Here is a 16049-nt window from a genome sequence, read left to right on the forward strand (position 1 = left end):
CGCACCGAGTGCGGGGGCTTCGAGGAGCGCACCTGGCTGGAAAGGATTACGAAGTCTCGTTCAGGCCACGATGTTTTCGATGCGCTCCAACTGGCCCTTAATCACGGCTCTGGCGACGTCGGCGTCGTAGCGGGACTGCATGTTGATCCAGAACATGTCCGACATCCCGAAAGCCCGCGCCAACCGCAACCCCGTGTCGGCGGTGATGGCACGCCGCCCATGAACGATCTCGTTGATCCGCGGCAACGGCACGTCGATGGCCTTGGCTAGCTTGTACTGGCTGATGCCGAGCGGTTCCATGAATTCGCTGCGCAGGATCACCCCCGGGTGGGTAGGCGTGAAGTCCGCCATCGTCGTCTCCCTTCGCGTTAGTGGTAGTCGCATATCTCTACTCCTTCGGCACCGTCATTCCATGTGAAGCAGATGCGCCACTGGTCGTTGACCCGGACGCTGTACTGCGATGCGCGGTCGCCTTTGAGCTTCTCCAACCGGTTCCCGGGTGGGACGCGCAAATCGTTGACACTCTCGGCGGCGTCGATGATCTGCAATTTCTCCCGGGCCTTCTTGGCAATCTCGTTGCTGAACCGCTTCACGTAGGTCAGGTTCCACACTTTCTCGGTGTCGCTGTCCTTGAATGAGCGGATCACGCCAGCAATAGTAACGTCATGCGTTACTAACGGCAAGCGTTAGCGTGCTGTTGCTGTAGGCCGCCGTCACGCCGTCCACTTTTTTTACGAGGTCGGCGGAGGGGCGTTCTAGGATTATGAAACTCGCCTAAAATTCAAGAATGGCTTTGAGTATCAAAGATCCTGAGGCCGGCCGCCTCGCCCGGGAGCTCGCCGCGCGAACCGGGGAAACGCTGACCGAGGCGGTGGTCGTCGCGTTGCGTGAGCGCCTGACGCGCACCATCGGTCGTACCCAAGCCGCACCGTTGCGCGAGGAACTCGCGTCGATCCGTCGTCGCTGTGCGTCGTTGCCGTCCCTAGACGGCCGTTCCGCCGACGAGATCCTGGGCTATGACGACCGAGGACTGCCGTCCTGAAGTAATCGACACTTCCGCCCAGGTGCCCGGAGCAACCACTTCCGCCGGTACGCCATGATGGAACCCATGGATGGAACAAAGGTGAACCAGCCGATCCGGGCCCTCGGTGCGGTCTTGGTCCTGGTCGTGGCACTCGTGATGGCCGTACCGGGTGCGGGGCTGGCGCATGCCGCCCCAGCGGCGCCGGCCTGGGACGCCATCTCCATCGGCGACCCTGCGGCGCCCGGGCAGATCGACCTCTACCTGGACCCGCTGTGCCTGTACAGCGGGAAGATGATCCAGGCCCAGGGCGCCGAAATGGGTGACCGCATCGAGGCCGGCACCCTGCACGTCAACCTTCGCTTCGTGGACTTCCTCGACAAGCATTCGGCCAGCGGCAACTACGACTACCGGGCGATCTACGCGACGTACGTGGTGGCCGGCCAGTCCCAATCGAGTGACATCACCTGGCGCTTCATCCAGCAGATCTTCTCGGCCGAGCACCAGCCGAAGAAGAACGGACCCACCGATCTGTCCAACGATCAGCTGGCGGCACTGGCCCAGCAGGTGGGTGCACCCCAACCGGCGCAGGACCTCATCAGGTTCGGCTTTCCGATCGGGTATGACCCGCGCGCCATCGCCGCTAGCAACCTCACGCTGCTGCGCCAATTGCCGGAGTCGAGTGTGCCGCGCGTCGTGATCGACGGCCGGGCCGTTGACGGGGAATCGGACTGGCTCGACCAGCTCCCGGGCTGAGGGGTTCGCGACGCCCTAGGTGTAATGGCCAGGGAGGTTGTGAACGGCGTGGTGCGCGGAAGTAGGTGAGGACCTCCGGTATCGGTGTGGTTACCACACACACGCCGATCACCAGGAGGTCCTCGTGTCCCACGCTAATGCTTCGCTGACCCCGAAGGGGCGATTGAAACTCGCCAAGCTGATTGTCGATGAGGGTTGGTCGATCCGACGTGCTGCTGAGCGGTTCCAGTGCTCACCGGCCACAGCGAAGAAGTGGGCCGATCGCTACCGGGTCGGTGGCGCGGAGGCGATGTTCGACCGACCCAGCCGTCCGCGCCACAGCCCCAACCGGCTGCCGGCACGTCGGGAGCGTCGGATCGTCAAGCTGCGCTTCACCCGCCGCTGGGGGCCCGATCGGATCGCCGCACACCTGCACGTGCCGCGATCAACGGTGCAGGCGGTGCTCAAGCGCTACAAGATGCCCCTGTTGAGGCACCTGGATCAGGCCACCGGCCTGCCGGTACGCCGCCCGAAGCCCAACCGCTACGAGCACGCGGCGCCGGGCGATCTGGTGCACGTGGACATCAAAAAGCTCGGCCGTATCCCCGATGGTGGTGGGCACCGCAAGCTCGGCCGGCAAGCGGGGCGCAAAACCCGCAGCGGGATGGGCTACGCCTACCTGCACCACGCGGTCGACGACCACAGCCGACTGGCCTACTCCGAAGAACTCGACGACGAACGCAAGGAGACCGCCGCAGCGTTCTGGCGCAACGCCAACGCCTTCTTCGTAGACCATGGCATCATCGTTCGGCGCGTCCTCACTGACAACGGATCATGTTACCGCTCAAAGTGTTTCGCCGAAGCACTAGGCGATGTGATCACGCACAAGCGAACCCGACCGTATCGGCCGCAGACCAACGGCAAGGTGGAACGCTTCAACCGCACCCTGGCCGCCGAATGGGCCTACGCCCAGACCTACCGGTCCAACGACGCCCGCGCGCAGACCTACCAAGATTGGCTGCATCACTACAATCACCACCGACCCCACACCGGTATCGGAGGAAAGACCCCCATCGAGCGCCTACGCGTTCACAACCTGCCTGGTCATTACACCTAGGGTCGTGAAAAAGAAGCTGTCATCGGTATCGCTGCAGAAATGCGATTCCAGCCGGTTACTGGCAAGTATATCGATAGCGATATAAACTCGGCGATGTGCCTGACCCGAAGGAGATCGTCTGGATGGGTACGTCGCTGGAAGACCTGCGTGGCTGGTGAATGGCAATGAGCGTGTGGGATGACATCGCGGATAGCCGCGAGGAAGCCGAAAACCTCAAGGTTCGTGCGGCGCTGATGCGCGCCGTTCGTGCCCGTATCACTGACGCGAAATGGTCACAGGCTGTGGCGGCGGAGCATCTCGGTTTGACGCAGCCGCGGGTGTCCGACCTGTTCCGAGGGAAGATCTCGAAATTCTCTCTGGACGCGCTGGTCGAGATCGCGTCCAAGCTCGGCATCCACGTCCGCATCGAGGTGGACCAAGACTGCGCGCTGCCCGCCTGAGGTACAAGCGATCAACTGGCCGCACGGGGCACGCGAGCGGTAACACGTGTCCCACCCGTCACCAATCCCGGTGACCACGGGTGCCCAACCGGCGCGCCGCGACGCGTCCCGTCGGCCCGGTTATTAGTGTGGCCCGAAGAAATCGGGAAAGTGACATATCGATGTTGGTGCTGCACGGGTTCTGGTCCTCCGACGGTCTTTGTTTGTGGGGTGAGGACTCCGCGCTGGCGATCAAAAGTGCCAGCCAGGCGCTGCGGTCGGCGCGACCGCATCCGTTCGCCGCGTCCCCCGACGTGATCGCCGCGATCCATGCCGGCAAGCCCGGCAGCGCGGTCCTGCTGTTGCCGTCGCTGCGCAGCGCGCCGCTGGACTCACCCGAACTGCTGCGCATCACCCCGCGCCCGGCTGCGCGCACTGCGCCCGCACTGTTGCCGTGGACGGTTCCGGTGCTGTCAGTGCCGGCGACATCAGCGATCACCGTGCTGGATGAGCCTGCCGCCGACGTGCGCTATGGCGAGTCGATCACCTACCTCGCCGACATCGCGAGCTTCGCCGCGGAACTCGTGCGGCGGGGCCGGGTACTGCCGGCGCTCGGCTGGGATGAGCACGGACCCGTCGCGTGGTGGCGGCCCGTCGTTCAGGGCGCCGACGTCGTGGCCCTGAACGCTCTGGTGACGGCGATGCCGCCGGTATGTCGCGCCAATCCGGCCGCGCCGGCTGCCCACGACGTGGTGATGTCGGCGCTGCAGGGCTTCGTGGATGCGGCGGCGCGTGCGGCGATGCCGTCGGTCGAGGATCTGCTTCCGGCGCGGCGAGGCCGACGCCCGAAACGTGCACCGGCTGCGGAAGCCTGGGTGACCGCGCTCGCTGCGCCGGACGGCAGGGTCGATGCGGATTCGGGCGACCTCGACGCCCTCGCCGAGGCGTTGACGCCGTGGGACGATATCGGAATCGACGAGCCCGGACCGGCGCGGGCGACCTTCCGGCTCAATGAGATTGAAACGGGCGAGAGCGGCCCCCCAGGCTGGCGGCTGGAGTTCCTGCTGCAATCCATCGCCGACCCGAGCCTGCTGATCCCCGCCGAGCAGACCTGGGACGACGACGGCGGCCTGCGTCGCTGGCTCGACCGTCCCGAGGAACTGCTGCTGGGCGAGCTAGGACGGGCGGCGCGGATCTATCCGGCACTGGCCGCCGGCCTGCGCACGGCCCGGCCGTGCGGGATCGATCTGGATGCCGAAGGGGCCTACGACTTCCTGGCCACCGCCGCGCCGCTGCTCGACGAAGCGGGTTTCGGCGTGCTGCTGCCGTCGTGGTGGGACCGGCGCCGCAAGCTCGGCCTCGCGGTGTCGGCGTCGACCCCGGTCGACGGTGTGGTGGCCGGCGCCGGCAGATTCGGCCGCGACCAACTCCTTGATTTCCGTTGGGAACTCGCCGTCGGCGACGACACCCTCACCGCCGACGAGATCGCCGCGCTCGCCCAGACCAAGGCTCCGCTGATCCGGCTGCGGGGTCAGTGGGTGGCGGTGGATCCCGAACAACTGCGTCGGGGTCTGGAATTCCTCGAGCGCAACCCGTCCGGGCAGGCGAGCGTGGCCGAGGTCCTCGCGCTGGCCGCCGCTCATCCTGCCGACAGTGACACCCCGCTGGACGTCACCTCGGTGCGCGCCGATGGCTGGCTCGGCGATCTGCTCAGCGGCGCGGCCGCGCAAGCACTGCAACCGCTGCACACCCCACCCGAATTCGCCGCGACGCTGCGGCCCTACCAACAGCGCGGGCTGTCGTGGTTGGCGTTCCTGTCATCGCTGGGACTGGGCAGCTGCCTGGCCGACGATATGGGACTGGGCAAGACCGTTCAATTGCTCGCCCTGGAGTCCGTGCAACGCCACGATCAGCCCGGCGCTGCGCCGACACTGTTGTTGTGCCCGATGTCGCTGGTGGGCAATTGGCAGCGGGAGGCGGCGAAATTCGCTCCGGCACTGCGGGTTTACGCGTACCACGGGTCGACGCGGCTGCGTGGCGAGGCGCTGCGCGAGCACCTGGCCGACGTCGACCTGGTCGTCACCACCTACGGCACGGCGATCCGCGATATCGACGAGCTCGCCTCCTACCGCTGGAACCGGGTGGTCCTCGACGAGGCGCAGGCGGTCAAGAACAGCCTGTCCCGCGGGGCCAAGACGGTGCGCCGACTCGACGCCGACCACCGGGTGGCGCTGACCGGGACGCCCGTGGAGAACCGGCTGGCCGAATTGTGGTCCATCATGGACTTTCTCAACCCGGGTCTGCTTGGCTCCTCGGAGGTGTTTCGCGCCCGGTATGCGGTCCCGGTCGAAAAGTACGGACAGACCGAACCGGCCGAGCGGCTGCGAAAGATCACCCGCCCCTACATTTTGCGGCGACTCAAGACCGACCCGACGATCATCGACGACCTACCCGAGAAGATCGAGATCAAGCAGTACTGTCGGCTCACCACCGAGCAGGCGTCGCTGTATCAGTCCATCGTCGACGAGATGATGGAAAAGATCGAGAACACCGAGGGAATTGCGAGACGCGGCAACGTCCTTGCCGCGATGACCAAGCTAAAGCAGGTGTGCAACCACCCCGCCCAATTGCTGCACGACCGTTCGGCCGTCGGCGCCCGGTCGGGCAAGGTGATCAGGCTCGAGGAGGTGCTGGAGGAGATCCTGGCCGAGGGCGACCGGGTGCTGTGCTTCACCCAGTTCACCGCCTTCGCCGAGATGCTGGTACCCCACCTGGCGGCGCGTTTCGGTCAAGATGTGGCCTATCTGCACGGGGGCGTGCCGAAGAAACGCCGAGACGAAATGGTCGCGCGCTTCCAGTCCGACGACGGCCCGTCGATCTTCCTGCTGTCGTTGAAGGCGGGTGGCACCGGACTCAACCTGACTGCGGCCAACCACGTTGTACACCTTGACCGTTGGTGGAATCCGGCGGTGGAGAACCAGGCCACCGACCGGGCATTCCGCATCGGCCAGAAGAAGAACGTACAGGTCCGCAAATTCATCTGCACCGGCACTCTCGAAGAGCGGATCGACGACATGATCGAGGACAAGAAGGCCCTGGCTGATCTTGTGGTCGGCGACGGGGAAGGCTGGCTGACCGAGCTGTCCACCGGTGATTTGCGCACGCTGTTCACCTTGTCGGAGGGGGCCGTCGGTGAGTGACTGGTATCCGCCGCCGTCGCGGCCCCGCCCGGTCGACGGCGGTCTGAAAGCCCGCAGCGCCCGTGGCCGGATCGCCCAGACCTGGTGGTCGCAACGGTTCATCGAGGTGCTGGAGGAGATCGGCATTGGTAGCCGGCTGCAGCGGGGACGGAACTACGCCCGTCGCGGACAAGTGATTTCGCTGGAGGTGGGTCCGGGCCTGGTGACAGCGCAGGTGCAGGGCAGCCGGGCGCGTCCCTACCGGGTACGGATCGGTGTCAGAGCGTTCGGCAAGAGCGAATGGGCGCAGGTGGAAAACGCATTCGCCGAGAATGCTTGGTACGCAGCCGCTTTGCTCTCCGCGGAGATGCCCTCGGACATCGAGGTGGTGTTCGACGCTCTGGGATTGTCGCTGTTTCCTGCGACGATCCGTGAGCTGTCGCTGGACTGCTCGTGCCCGGATAGCGCCGTCCCGTGTAAGCACCTTGCCGCGACGTTCTATCTGCTGGCTGAGACGTTCGATGACGACCCGTTCGAGATTTTCGCCTGGCGCGGACGATTTCGTGAGGAGTTGCTGGAGAATCTGGCGGCGGCCCGGTCGCAGGGTCGACCGCCGGTCGAGCGCGCCGGACCGACCGAACCACAGCTCGCCGACTGCCTGGACTCCTACTTCGCAAGGCGGGCCGAGGTGCCGGTGTCGAGTCCGCCGATGACCCCGTCGACGACGCTGCTGGACCAGCTTCCCGAGGTCGCCGTCGCGGTGCGGGGCCGGCCGTTGGCCGAGATTCTGCGGCCGGCTTACGACGAGTTCGGGCGCGGCGGATCGTCCTGACGGCCAGGTTGGTGCACCCCAACCGGCTCGAGGCCTCCGATCGAGTTGCCCAGCTCCGAGCGACAACTAGCGACAACCGCGGCGGCCGAGCCGACCAGCGGGCACGTGTCGCTCGTTGTCGCTCGAAGGTGAGACCAACGGAAAGCATCGGGCACCTCCGCGCCTAGGAACGATCTTGTCGGTGGCCCGTGTCATTCTGTGCCTCAAGGGGAGCGTGGCGACCGCCACGTTCGAGGAGGGAGCGAAAGTGGCCGAGTTCAAAGACAAGTCGGCGGCGGCGCCGGGCTGGCATCCAGACCCGGGCGGGCAGCCTGGGCAGCGTTACCACGACGGAGAGCGTTGGACTCAGCATTTCGTGCCGACGCCGCCGCCCACCGTCGCACCGCAGGCTCCGGCCGTAGCGGTGGCGGTGTCCACCGGCGGCGGCGCAAACCACGCGTTGCACGCGGTCCTCATGGTGCTTTCGTGCGGGCTCTGGCTGCCGATCTGGATCCTGGTGGCCATCTTCAGCGCGGGGTCAGCATCGTCGGTGGCCATCGGAGGCGGTGCAGCCGCTGTCGCGCGAACAACCAACCACCGCCCACTGGTGGTGGCGGGCATCTTCGGTGGACTTGTACTTCTCGGCACCGCCGCACAACATCCTTGGCTGTTCATCGTTTTGGCGATTCTCGGCATCGCTGGCGGGTACGGGTTCTGGGCGCTGAAGTCGGCGCAGCAGCGCGAGGAGCAGCAGCGCCGGGAGGAGCTCCAGCGGGACTTGCTCGCCCAGCGCGCCGAATACGAGGATCAGCTCTATCAACAGGGCGATCCTCGGGGCGTCCACGGTCGATACCTGCCACCCGAATCGCCTTGAGACGACGGGCCGCAGTCCGGGCCCAAGGACTACTCGAGACCGAGCGCGGCCCGCAGGCGATCGGCGTTCATCCCACTGCCCGCGGCCGCACCGGCCGGAAAAGTGTTCAGCAGCTTGATCAGGTCACCGCGACGAGTCGGGTCCTCGGCGGCCTGCCGGGGTGTGTAACCGTTGAGTGCCGGGATCGATTCGTCGAGCCAGGTGGTTTCGTAGGTGCGGATGAAGGCGTCGAGGGCCGCGGCCACCTGCGGGTCCTGCGGGTCGAGCCGGCCCTCGCCGGCGTTCGGAAACCGTTCGGCCAGCGTGCGAACATCACCGATCGGCTCCCGGGTGTCGTCGACCACGCTCAGCGTGGGGTCCAGGCGGGCCAACGTGGCCAGCGCGTCGTCCATGCGTTGCTCGCTGTTGGTCTCCACGCGCAGTTCGTTGCCCTCGAGCGTAAAGATCGCCCGAATACGTTGCATACCTTGGGTGGTGACGTGCTCGTGCCACCGCTGACCGTCTAACCGGTCGAAGGCGGTGTCCAACTCGGCCGTCAGCCGAGCGGGGTCGTCGACGCGCGCGGTGGCCTCGCAGACCGCCATCGGGTGGCCTTCGGTGTTGGCCAACCTCGGCGGTGCGAACCGGGCGCTCAAGAACGCCACCAGCTCCTCCGGGTCGGGCTCGGAGTCGAGCAGCTTGACCAATGCGTCGCGCTGTTGCAGCGCCACCGGCTCGAGACCGCCGAGGAAAAGCAGCGCGTCTTCGGCGGGCGACAGGCGGCTGCAGATCAGATGCCCGGGCTTGAGCTGCTGGGTGGCGAGCCGATCCCGCACCGTGTGCGCGTCGCCGGTACGCACGTCGCGTAGGTCGACATCCTGGCCGGGGCGAACCGCCTCCACCTCGAACACCGATCGCTCGCCGAGCAGCCACTGTTCAGCCAGCAGTCGCTCGTCGTCGGGCAGCAGGAATCCGCGAACCCGAAGGAAATCCGCGAACGCGCCCCCTTCGAACAGCACGATGTCCATCATCAGCGGATCCTCAGCGGCTTGCGGATCGTCGTCGTAGCGTGCCCGTCCGAACTCGAGCTCCGTCAGCAGGTCGCTCCAGCCGGTCATCAGCACATGCTGGGTAGCCTTGCGATACAGCCAGGCGGCGCGCTCGGCGAGCGGGGGCTTTTCGTTGCCCAGGTGACACTTCTTGTATTTGCGCCCGGACCCACACCAACATGGCTCGTTGCGGCCCAGACCGGGCCGCGCAACGGCACGAAACGGTTCCAACAGCTTCACCTGCGGATGATCCGCAGCGAAACCCGCGCGTCGCAACAGCGCCAAGCTGCGCTCGGCGTCACCGCGATCGGAGCTGAAGCGGGCGAGATCGACCAGCGCGAGCGGCCAATCCGGGTCCATCGACTCGGCCGCCGACAACTCACGTTCGGCCTCCTCGACCGCACCGACGCGCTCGAGCATTAGCGCGTGTAGCCAGCGGCAGGCGACCCGTGCGGCGCGCGGCACCCGAGGCTCCAGCGTTTCGGCGAACAGGCCGAGCCCGGCTGGGTTGACGCGACCCAGGCCGACGGTCTCCTCCAGCAGGATCTCTGCCAGCAGCGGATCGGCCAGGACGGCCCCGAACTCTGCCATGACATCAGGACCGTCGACCGGTTCAATTTCTTCCGGTACGTCCTCCGGGTCGGCGCTCGCCAACAGCGCCGACATGGATTCACTGAGTTTGACCAGCGACCACACGGCGAGCGCGTCGTCGGGGTCGATGTCATGATGGGTGGCCAGAGCGTCGCACTGAATATCGAAACGCCAACGCTCGAAATCGAATTCGGCCGGCGCCAGCAGTTCGAGCTGGCGCTTCAGGCCAAGCTCGCCGATGATCTCCGACAGCGGCGGCGCCGGCTCGGTGAACGCCGCCGGATCCTGCAGGCACATCGCCCATACCGCGGCGTCGATGTACGTTGGCTTGTCAGGGGCGAGCATCGCCGCCAGCCGGGGGCCCAGATCCGTGGGCGCGGTCGCGTCGACGCGCTCGACGACAAGTCCTTGCGGACTGATGCGGATTCCCACCACATCGTCGGCTCCCGCGCCCAATGCGTCCAGCGTGCCCGGCGGCAAGACCAGCACCCCACCCTCGGGAACAAGGTCGTCCGGAATGCCGCGCAACTCCAGTAGCTCGTCGTCGTAGTCGCCGATGGCAAGTGCCACCGGCGCGCCGTTGGCGAGTTGACTGTAGGGCTCATGCTCGAACAGGACGCTGAGCGGGGCCAAATCCGGCGTCACGGTGAGGATGTCGTGCGTGGACTCTCCGGCGCTGAGGCGGTGTGTGAACACCCGGCCGGCGACGACCGTGGGCACCCACACCCACCGCTCATCGGTCAGTTGTCCTGCCGGACACTCCATGAATTGGAGGGTGTTCTTGATGACGGCCGCGGCGTCCGCGACCCCTTCGGCCCGCAGTCGCTGCTCGAGGGTGTCCTCGTCCAGTGGCCCGTGTTCGGCCAGGATTGTCGCCAACAGGTCGATCGGTTCCGCCATGGTGGAAACGGTACCGCCGTGTGCTCCGGCGGGCGGGCCGGCGGGGGCCTGCGAGTTGCCCACCTCTGCGCGACAACGAGCGGCAGACGGCGGGGCGGCTCGGTGAGCTGGTCGCCACGTCGCCACCACGGTGAGCGCGAGTTGTCGCTCGGAGGTGGGCAAACAGGGATGCACGAGGCAGATCCCGTCGCGGCCAGCGGCCTGGAACGGGACGAGCGGCTCAGCGCGGCCGGTCCACCGCGTACGTCCCCGCATCGTCCTGAAACACCGCGAGCACGCTGCGCGTCCGGCCGTCGACGACGACCTCGCAGCGGAACTCCGCACCCGCAGTGACAGCGGGGTCCTTCCCGCCGTTGCAGGTGACGTCGGTGAGCCCGTACACCCCGTACCCGTCCACCGGGTCGCGCAGGACCGCGGCGACGCCGTCCTCCACCGTGGACACGTCAAGCACGTTGTCGCGCACCGGGTTCAGCGATGACAGCCCCACTCCCAGCGCCGCGCCGCCCACCAGAACCACGGCGGCACCGACGGCGATCCACCCCGGTGACACCGAACGCTTCGCGGGCGACGGTGTGGTGGGCGCGGAAGGGTGCGGGCGAGGTGTCGGGGCCGACGGCGCGGGGACGGGCGGCCGCGGCCCGGGACCCTGCGGCGGCAACGGGGGAGGGGGCCGATAGGTGGGGCGCGGCACGCCCGGTTCCCGGTTCACGTTGCGCCACCAGGGCTCGTCGTCGCGGGGCGGGGGCGGTGCGGGCCGGCGCGGGGGCACCGGCGGTTTCGGGAACTCCACCGTCGGATCCTCGGGATGCGGGCGCCGCAGCCGATCCGGGCGCGGCGGCTCGCCGTAGGGCCCGCTCACTACGGGAACCTCCGGAAGCAGTCGTCGACGTCGCCGACCAGGCCGGACCGGAACGCCGAGACCCGGGTGAATCCGGACGGCACCACGCCGCCGTTGACGTCGCTGGCCACCATGCCGTTGGTGAGGATTCCCGACACCGCCTCGTCGAGGTCGCCGGTGCCCAGCGTGAGCGCCAAGTCGTCGCGTTCGGCCATCTGGTGCTGGGCGACCCCGGTCAGGCACGCGGTGCGCATCGCCGCCACACCGGATTCCAGGCTCACGCCCCGTTCCTGTTGCAGCGCAAGGACATACCGTGACACGACCGCCGAGAGCGCGGTGTTGTCGCCCTGCAGCAACACCTGCTCGCTCTCGTCGGCCGGGGTGCCGATCTGGCGCAGCAACCCCAGATTCACGCCCACGGTGTTGGTGTCGGGGCAATACCTCGCGGGTTGCCCCTCGGCCAGCGGGCAGTCGGTCTGGTCCACCGCAAGCCCCGGCGGTGTCACCGGGCGGAAAATGGTGGTGAGATCGTCCATCAGCGTCGCGACGGTGTCCTCGGTGATCGACAGATTGCTGGCGGGGATGCCGGGGTGGAACAGCAACTTCGACAAGTCGCCGCGGCGCTGCTGGATCTCGTCGAGAGTCATTGCCGCACAAGCTTCTGCGCCGATGTCGAAGCCCTGCTGCAGCGCGCTGACCCGATCCAGCGCGGTGCCGTGGGCCTCCGACGGCGGGGCCAGCAGCCGGAACAACGAGATGGGGTCGCGCATTGCGATGGCCCCGGCGATCACCCGGTCCAGGTCGCCGGTGGTGTTGAGGGTGAACTGCGGGGAGTGGCCCTCGGCCACCCAGCGCAGATAGGTGCCGGCCAGGCAGTCGGCCTGCTGCTCGCCCACCAGGGTGGGGGTGTCGGCGTCGACGAGCCGGGCCTGCACCTGCACGGCGTGGCCGTATTCGTGGGCCAGCACCCCGTTGATGGACATGACGCCGAAGAAGGTGTTGGCCACCGGCAGCAGGAACTCGCGGTCCCAGACCAGCACGTCGCGGGTGCGGCAGTAGGCGGCGTTGTACTTCAGGGCGGCGGCCTCGGCGCCGCACACCTGCGGGCTGTTGGGATCGGACGGGTCGATGGACACCAGCGTCTGCACTGGGGCGAACTGCCCGCCGAAGGCCTCGGAGTAGTGCTGGGCCCAGAAGTCCTCGATGTCCTCGATGGCCGCCAGCGCCGCCCGGTCGATCTCCCCGCCGTTGGAGTTCTGCACCCGGGCGGTCGATTCGGGCAGCGGACCGCGGAGGCCGCTCGGGCCGTCGGTGGCCGGCAGGCCCGCGACCCGGAACGGGTCATAGCGCATCGATACCGCGCGCCCCTCGAGCGTGTACTGCGCACACCCGGTGCCCAGCAACACGCACAGGAGCACGACCGCGACCTTCAGCCAGCGCAGATCCGGGCGAGAGGGCATATCCGAGTTCCGTCGGTCGGTGGAGCGGGGTCAGTGATCCCGCTCAGCTTCGCATAACCCGCGTCGCGGCCGCACCCGCGGGACCGCGCGCATACTGGCCCCATGCCGACCATCACCGCCGTTCAGGGCGACATCACCCGGCAGGATGTGGACGCCATCGTCAACGCCGCGAACAACGCGATGCGCGGCGGCGGCGGCGTCGACGGCGCGATCCACCGCGCCGGCGGCCCCGCGATCCTGCGCGACTGCATCGCACGCTTTCCCGACGGGCTGGCCACCGGCGACGCCGGCTGGACCACCGCCGGTGAGCTGCCCGCCCGGTGGGTGATCCACACCGTCGGGCCCAATTACAACGCCGGCCAGCGGGACCGCGCGCTGCTGGAGTCCTGCTACCGACGGGCGTTGCAGGTCGCCGACGAACTCGGCGCCCGCACGGTGGCGTTCCCGCTGATCAGCAGCGGGGTGTACGGCTGGCCGCGCCACGACGCCATCGCCGCCGCCATCGAGACCATTGCCGCCGCCGACACCGGCGTGCAGGAAGTCCGACTGGTCGTGTTCGACGCCGCGACCTATGACGCGGTGCGTGCGGAACTGGATTCATCGTCGCCCTGAAGCGGGCGATGCTGATGTGGGTGACCCGCAGCCTGCGGGTTACCTACTGATTGCCGGGGGAGTGTCCTCTGCGATCACTGCGGCAATGGCCTTCATTGGGAGGAACAAGTGCAGCGGATCCACCGGCGACGGCAGGAACTCCGCGTGGTGCAGGTAGAACTCTCGGGCGGAATCATCGCGGGCGTGGACTAAGAGTGCCGGTGCTGCAACAGATTGCGACAACATCAAGACGCGCTGCATTGCGTCCCGCAAGAGCCCCCACCCCAAGCCCAGGCCCTGCCATCGGCGGTCGACCGCCAACCTGGCCAGTAGGAAGCAGGGCACCGCATCGGGAGCCTTCTTGGCGATGACGTCCGGCGCTGCGCTGCGTGCGTAACCGGCGACCGTGATGGCGTAGTAGCCGACGACGCGGCCGGCATCTGTACTGACGTACGTTGTTGCGTTGCCGGCTCGCTGGATCTGCCAGCTGTATTTCTCAAGCCATTCGTCAAGTTCGACAGCGCCGGATTCAAAGTCTTTGCGGTCGTGAGCCTTTGTGAGCTTTTCGGGCTTGCTGGCTTTTGCCTGGCGGTGCGTCAACTCGTCTGTCAATCGTTTTCGGCGAACGGACTCTTGCGGTGTAAAAGTCGGCGAAGCCTGGGCATCGGCTCGAGTGGGGCGTCAAGCAAGGCCTTGAACTCGATCCATTGTGCCTCGCTGGCGACGAACCACGCGCGGTCAGCAAGTACGCGCTCGGCTCGCTCCACCACGCTGTCGAGGATGAAGTCTGTGACGGTGCTGTCCGTCTCTTCGGCCGCCTGCTGGATCAGTTGCCGCTGCTGTGCGCTGGCGCGGAAGTTCAGCCGCTGGTCGCGGGCCGCTTTCGTGCCCGCGGTGTCGGTGCTGCGCATGCTCTCCTCCTTTCAGGTATGTACATCGTACGTACGGGGGTGAGGGTGACGCTAGCGATTCGGCGTCTCACTCGCTACAAAGTCAGGTCCGGCACTGACCTGTCAGGGCATTTGCCTACCCTCTTGGTGTGGACTATGAGGCAATTACCGCCGTGCGGGACCGGCACCCGGCCTGGCGGCTGTTGCGCGCCGGCAACGCGGTGTTGACCCTGTCCTTTCTCGGGGAGTTCTTCGTCGAGGGCAACCGGGGAGCCTGCTCGTCCAGCGCAGTCGCGGACGCGTTGGACAATCATTTGTACGCGCTCAACGTCGAGAACGCCCAGGACCGCTATCCGAAGGAGCCGCGCGCCTATCTGGAAGATTGGGCGGCCACCGAGGCCGGGTATCTGCGCCGGTTCTACCCGGCCGGTGACGACGAGGTCCACTACGAGGTGACTCCGGCGTTCGAAAAGGCGTACGCCTGGGTTCTGGGCCTGCAGGGCCGGTCCTTTGTGGGAACCGAGTCCCGGCTGCACACCGTGGTCGAGTTGCTGCGCCAGATCGTGCATGGAACCGAGGTCGAACCCGAGGTTCGGCTGGCCGAACTGCACCGTCGACGCGCCGACATCGACGCCGAGATCGCCGCCGTCGAGGCCGGCACTGTGGCCATGCTGGACGCGACCGCGGTGCGTGACCGCTATCAACAGCTGTCCACCACGGCGCGCGAACTGCTGTCGGACTTCCGCGAGGTCGAAGAGAACTTTCGGCTCCTGGACCGGGCCGCGCGCGAGAAGATTGCCGCCTGGGAGGGCTCGAAGGGTGAACTGCTCGCCGAACTGGTCGGCAGCCGCTCGGAGATTGCCGGCTCCGACCAGGGGCGCAGCTTCGGCGCGTTCTACGATTTCCTGCTGTCCGAACAACGCCAGGCCGAGCTCGCCGATCTGATCGCCAAGGTCTCGGCCCTCGACACCGTCGAGGCCGACCCTCGGAGCCACAGCGTCAGGGGCATCCACCACGACTGGTCCGAGGCCGCCGACCGGGCCCAGCGCACCGTCCGGCAGATCTCCGAACAACTGCGCCGCTTCCTCGACGACCAGGTCTGGTTGGAGAACCGCCGCGTCCTGGACCTGGTCCGGGCCGTGGAGAGCGCCGCCCTGGAAGTCCGCAGCGCCCCGCCGTCCTTCGGGCTCGAGGTCGACGAACCTGGCCTGGAAATCGCGCTGCCGTTCGAGCGCCCGCTGTACCAGCCGCCGGCGGCGGTCGCCGTCGAGAGCCGCATTGCGCAGGCCACCGAGCAGGTCGACGCCGACCTGCTGTTCACCCAGACCTACATCGACCAGGCCCGCCTGGCCGAGACCATCCGTGCGATCCTGCCGGAGAATTCCTCGGCGCTGTTGTCCGATGTCCTCGCGGTCCATCCGATTGAGCAGGGCGCCGCCGAGATCGTCGGCTACCTTGCCCTCAACGACGAGGACGTGACCATCGACATGGACGACACCGACGAAACCGTCCTGGAGTACTCGGACCCCGCCGACTCCGACATCATCAAGCGGGCGAGACTGCCGAAAGTGACGGTGCGCCGGCGATGAATGTCG

16 protein-coding genes are annotated in these 16049 nt (G+C 67.2%); 9 read left to right on the forward strand and 7 right to left on the reverse strand.

Annotated elements, in window-relative coordinates; all coding sequences use genetic code 11:
* Positions 1-60: 60 nt before the first annotated feature.
* Complete coding sequence (locus RCP80_RS09450) at positions 61-384, reverse strand: HigA family addiction module antitoxin (RefSeq protein WP_373693478.1); 324 nt, start codon at positions 382-384, stop codon at positions 61-63.
* The gene (locus RCP80_RS09455; protein WP_308482082.1) at positions 369-647 is read right to left on the reverse strand and encodes a type II toxin-antitoxin system RelE/ParE family toxin; all 279 of its coding nucleotides are present in this window, start codon (positions 645-647) and stop codon (positions 369-371) included. The genes RCP80_RS09450 and RCP80_RS09455 overlap by 16 nt, the downstream gene beginning before the upstream one ends.
* Positions 648-787: 140 nt before the next feature.
* Here RCP80_RS09455 and RCP80_RS09460 point away from each other — a divergent pair, with 140 nt between their 5' ends.
* From RCP80_RS09460 to RCP80_RS09490, 7 genes are all read left to right on the forward strand, one after another.
* Positions 788-1042, forward strand: coding sequence for a type II toxin-antitoxin system VapB family antitoxin (locus tag RCP80_RS09460; protein WP_308482083.1), 255 nt, complete (start codon positions 788-790; stop codon positions 1040-1042).
* Positions 1043-1108: 66 nt separating this feature from the next.
* A complete protein-coding gene (locus RCP80_RS09465) occupies positions 1109-1777 on the forward strand; it encodes a thioredoxin domain-containing protein (protein ID WP_308482084.1) in 669 nt (222 codons plus the stop codon).
* A 124-nt stretch (positions 1778-1901) separates the two neighbouring features.
* On the forward strand, positions 1902-2873 hold the full coding sequence (locus tag RCP80_RS09470) for an IS481 family transposase (protein ID WP_308480513.1): 972 nt from the start codon (positions 1902-1904) through the stop codon (positions 2871-2873).
* A 164-nt stretch (positions 2874-3037) separates the two neighbouring features.
* Entirely contained in the window at positions 3038-3313 is a 276-nt protein-coding gene (locus tag RCP80_RS09475; RefSeq protein WP_308482085.1) for a helix-turn-helix domain-containing protein, read from the forward strand.
* Between the two features lie 161 nt (positions 3314-3474).
* The gene (locus RCP80_RS09480) at positions 3475-6492 is read left to right on the forward strand and encodes a DEAD/DEAH box helicase (RefSeq protein ID WP_308482769.1); all 3018 of its coding nucleotides are present in this window, start codon (positions 3475-3477) and stop codon (positions 6490-6492) included.
* Positions 6485-7303, forward strand: coding sequence for an SWIM zinc finger family protein (locus tag RCP80_RS09485; RefSeq protein ID WP_308482086.1), 819 nt, complete (start codon positions 6485-6487; stop codon positions 7301-7303). Before RCP80_RS09480 ends, RCP80_RS09485 begins: the two co-directional genes overlap by 8 nt.
* 181 nt (positions 7304-7484) lie before the next feature.
* Positions 7485-8156 carry a DUF2510 domain-containing protein gene (locus RCP80_RS09490; RefSeq protein WP_308482770.1) on the forward strand — a complete coding sequence of 224 codons (672 nt, stop codon included), beginning with the start codon at positions 7485-7487 and terminating at the stop codon, positions 8154-8156.
* Positions 8157-8185: 29 nt separating this feature from the next.
* On the opposite strand, the gene RCP80_RS09495 is transcribed toward RCP80_RS09490, so the two are convergent.
* The 3 genes from RCP80_RS09495 to RCP80_RS09505 all read right to left on the reverse strand — a co-directional run bounded on the left by RCP80_RS09495 (position 8186) and on the right by RCP80_RS09505 (position 12973).
* Positions 8186-10675 carry an SEC-C metal-binding domain-containing protein gene (locus RCP80_RS09495; protein ID WP_308482087.1) on the reverse strand — a complete coding sequence of 830 codons (2490 nt, stop codon included), beginning with the start codon at positions 10673-10675 and terminating at the stop codon, positions 8186-8188.
* A gap of 220 nt (positions 10676-10895) precedes the next feature.
* A complete protein-coding gene (locus tag RCP80_RS09500) occupies positions 10896-11534 on the reverse strand; it encodes a DUF4333 domain-containing protein (protein ID WP_308482088.1) in 639 nt (212 codons plus the stop codon).
* The gene (locus tag RCP80_RS09505; RefSeq protein ID WP_308482089.1) at positions 11534-12973 is read right to left on the reverse strand and encodes a neutral zinc metallopeptidase; all 1440 of its coding nucleotides are present in this window, start codon (positions 12971-12973) and stop codon (positions 11534-11536) included. Before RCP80_RS09505 ends, RCP80_RS09500 begins: the two co-directional genes overlap by 1 nt.
* Before the next feature lie 102 nt (positions 12974-13075).
* Here RCP80_RS09505 and RCP80_RS09510 point away from each other — a divergent pair, with 102 nt between their 5' ends.
* Entirely contained in the window at positions 13076-13585 is a 510-nt protein-coding gene (locus RCP80_RS09510) for an O-acetyl-ADP-ribose deacetylase (RefSeq protein WP_308482090.1), read from the forward strand.
* Positions 13586-13624: 39 nt separating this feature from the next.
* Here RCP80_RS09510 and RCP80_RS09515 read toward each other — a convergent pair whose 3' ends face one another.
* Both RCP80_RS09515 and RCP80_RS09520 read right to left on the reverse strand, forming a co-directional pair.
* A complete protein-coding gene (locus tag RCP80_RS09515) occupies positions 13625-14176 on the reverse strand; it encodes a GNAT family N-acetyltransferase (RefSeq protein WP_308482091.1) in 552 nt (183 codons plus the stop codon).
* Positions 14173-14475 (reverse strand): type II toxin-antitoxin system TacA family antitoxin, encoded by a 303-nt coding sequence (locus RCP80_RS09520; protein ID WP_308482092.1) that lies wholly within the window; start codon positions 14473-14475, stop codon positions 14173-14175. The genes RCP80_RS09515 and RCP80_RS09520 overlap by 4 nt, the downstream gene beginning before the upstream one ends.
* 128 nt (positions 14476-14603) lie before the next feature.
* Here RCP80_RS09520 and RCP80_RS09525 point away from each other — a divergent pair, with 128 nt between their 5' ends.
* The gene (locus tag RCP80_RS09525) at positions 14604-16043 is read left to right on the forward strand and encodes a DUF3375 domain-containing protein (protein ID WP_308482093.1); all 1440 of its coding nucleotides are present in this window, start codon (positions 14604-14606) and stop codon (positions 16041-16043) included.
* Positions 16044-16049: the final 6 nt, after the last annotated feature.

Source organism: Mycolicibacterium sp. MU0053 (assembly GCF_963378095.1).
GTDB classification, from domain to species: Bacteria; Actinomycetota; Actinomycetes; order Mycobacteriales; family Mycobacteriaceae; genus Mycobacterium; species Mycobacterium burgundiense.

Bases quoted from the DNA above. Each gene is read 5' to 3' on its own strand.
- RCP80_RS09450 (WP_373693478.1), bottom strand. From the start codon at position 384: ATGCGACTACCACTAACGCGAAGGGAGACGACGATGGCGGACTTCACG.
- RCP80_RS09460 (WP_308482083.1), top strand. From the start codon at position 788: ATGGCTTTGAGTATCAAAGATCCTGAGGCCGGCCGCCTCGCCCGGGAG.
- RCP80_RS09465 (WP_308482084.1), top strand. From the start codon at position 1,109: ATGGATGGAACAAAGGTGAACCAGCCGATCCGGGCCCTCGGTGCGGTC.
- RCP80_RS09475 (WP_308482085.1), top strand. From the start codon at position 3,038: ATGAGCGTGTGGGATGACATCGCGGATAGCCGCGAGGAAGCCGAAAAC.
- RCP80_RS09480 (WP_308482769.1), top strand. From the start codon at position 3,475: ATGTTGGTGCTGCACGGGTTCTGGTCCTCCGACGGTCTTTGTTTGTGG.
- RCP80_RS09495 (WP_308482087.1), bottom strand. From the start codon at position 10,675: ATGGCGGAACCGATCGACCTGTTGGCGACAATCCTGGCCGAACACGGG.
- RCP80_RS09505 (WP_308482089.1), bottom strand. From the start codon at position 12,973: ATGCCCTCTCGCCCGGATCTGCGCTGGCTGAAGGTCGCGGTCGTGCTC.
- RCP80_RS09510 (WP_308482090.1), top strand. From the start codon at position 13,076: ATGCCGACCATCACCGCCGTTCAGGGCGACATCACCCGGCAGGATGTG.
- RCP80_RS09520 (WP_308482092.1), bottom strand. From the start codon at position 14,475: ATGCGCAGCACCGACACCGCGGGCACGAAAGCGGCCCGCGACCAGCGG.